Annotated in this window: 4 protein-coding genes; 2 read left to right on the top strand and 2 right to left on the bottom strand. The window is 70.9% G+C overall.

Translation table 11 applies throughout. The features are described from left to right. On the top strand, positions 1-403 hold a 403-nt coding region (locus VGT06_06550), incomplete at its 5' end, for an HAD-IA family hydrolase (protein ID HEV8662780.1). Between the two features lie 68 nt (positions 404-471). Here the strand turns inward: VGT06_06550 and VGT06_06545 are convergent. Beyond that, positions 472-804: a hypothetical protein gene (locus VGT06_06545; protein HEV8662779.1), complete on the bottom strand. Its 333-nt coding sequence runs from the start codon at positions 802-804 to the stop codon at positions 472-474. Between the two features lie 18 nt (positions 805-822). Next, complete coding sequence (locus VGT06_06540; GenBank protein HEV8662778.1) at positions 823-1,326, bottom strand: FHA domain-containing protein; 504 nt, start codon at positions 1,324-1,326, stop codon at positions 823-825. Positions 1,327-1,522: 196 nt separating this feature from the next. Between VGT06_06540 and VGT06_06535 the strand changes: the two genes are divergently transcribed. After that, the coding region (locus VGT06_06535; GenBank protein HEV8662777.1) for a hypothetical protein at positions 1,523-1,760 on the top strand (238 nt) is incomplete at its 3' end.

The raw sequence follows: 1,760 nt of genomic DNA, 5'->3' as shown, positions 1-1,760 counted from the left end.
CCTCCTCGATGCGACCCGCCCCTACCCGGGCGTCCCCGAGGCGCTCCAGGCCCTCAGCCACAAGGCCATGGCGGTGGCCACCAACAAGCCTCAGGGCTACGCCCTGACCATCCTGGAGGGGCTCGGCCTCCACCACCACTTCCGTCTCATCCTGGGAGGCGACAGCACCCCCCACAAGAAGCCGCACCCGGCCCAGGCGGAGGCCATCCTGGCCGCTGTCGGCCTGCCCCCCGCCGCCGCCCTCATGGTGGGGGACAGCCCGCAGGACGTGGCCATGGCCCGCGCCGCCGGCTGCAGCGCCTGCGCCGTGACCTACGGCCTGCGGTCCCGGGAGGAGCTGGCCGCCGCCGCCCCCGACTTCCTCCTCGATGATCTCCGGGACCTCCCCCGCCGGATCCGCTGAGGGGGTCGAAAAACCGCAACGCCCCCGGATGGGGGCGTCGGTCGGCGCGGGGCCGTCTCGCAGGCGGGTCAGTTCCCGATATCCAGCTCGTGGACGTAGATGGTCCCGGCGACGATCAGGTGGGCCCTGATCTCCTTCGCGTAGATGGTCCCGGCGGCCACGACCGGTGCCTCCAGCTTTTCGTGGCGGAAGGCCCCCTTGAGCTTCCCGCTCCGGATGACGGTGCCCCGAATCGCCGCCGCCTTGATCTCGTCGGCGTAGATGACCTCCGCCCGGACCTCGCCCGCGCGGATCTCCTTGACCGAGAGTAGCTCGGGCGCCGGTCCAGGCGGTGGCGCGACCACGAGGCACCCGGCGAGCAGGGCCAGGCCCGCAAGCCCCACGAGCAGACCGCATCGCATGGTGGCTCTCCCTGCCGCCTAGTCGCCCGCGTGGCTCACCGTGAAGATGAGGGTGCTCTTCCCGAGGCCGATCTCATCCAGGTGCTTGAGCTGGGCCTCGGCGACCTTGGTCCCGTTCAGGTAGGTCCCGTTGGTGCTCCGCAGGTCCCGCAGGAAGTAGGTGTTGCCCACGATCTCGAGCGAGGCGTGGGAGCCGGAGACCTCGGGGTCGTTCAGGATGAGGTCTCCCGTCTTCCGGCCGATGATCACCCGGTCCTTCGTGACGGGATAGGTCTTCCCGCCATCCGGGCCGGCCTGGATGACCAGGGAGATCCGCACCGCCGAGGCCGCGCTCAGGGGTGCGCCAGAAGCGGTGGGGATCCGCCCGACGATGGTGGATTCGGGCCCCCCCCGGCCTCGCGTCTCGCTGGGGGACGGGACCGGGAGCGGCCCCTGGCACTTCTTGCACGTGAGTCCCCCCCGGGGGATCCGAGCCTCCTCCACCTTGTACTTCGCCCCGCAGTGCCCGCACTCGATGATCACGGCTGCCTCCCTGGGGATCCGGGAATCGTCGCGGCGCCTCGTCTCCCGTCACCTGGCTTTCTGGTGGAATCCCGGGCAGAAGACCCGCTCGGGGGCGAGAGCCTCTGGAGGGACTAGCAGGGGGCGTGCCAACTAGGCGTCAGTGCAGGAAATTGGCGTTGACGCTCCCCCGGGGCGCTTCTAGAATCCCTTGAGGATGCGGCGCACAGTCGGGCGGGAGAGGAAGGCTCCGGGCAGGGACCAGCGGGGACTCGGCCGAACGGGAGGACCGCAAGCGGCGAGCCGACAGCGGATCCGGCCGGATGCGAGGGCCGCGGCCCGGCGGATCCTGGATCGGCTGAGCCGGCACTACCCGGATGCCCGCGTGGAGCTCGAGTACTCGACCCCCCTGCAACTGCTGGTGGCGACGATCCTCTCGGCCCAGTGCACGGACG

It is taken from the genome of Candidatus Methylomirabilis sp., from assembly GCA_036000645.1.
Lineage (GTDB): Bacteria > Methylomirabilota > Methylomirabilia > Methylomirabilales > JACPAU01 > JACPAU01.
This window is presented reverse-complemented; position numbering and strand designations above follow the sequence as displayed.

Bases quoted from the DNA above. Each gene is read 5' to 3' on its own strand.
- VGT06_06545 (HEV8662779.1), bottom strand. From the start codon at position 804: ATGCGATGCGGTCTGCTCGTGGGGCTTGCGGGCCTGGCCCTGCTCGCC.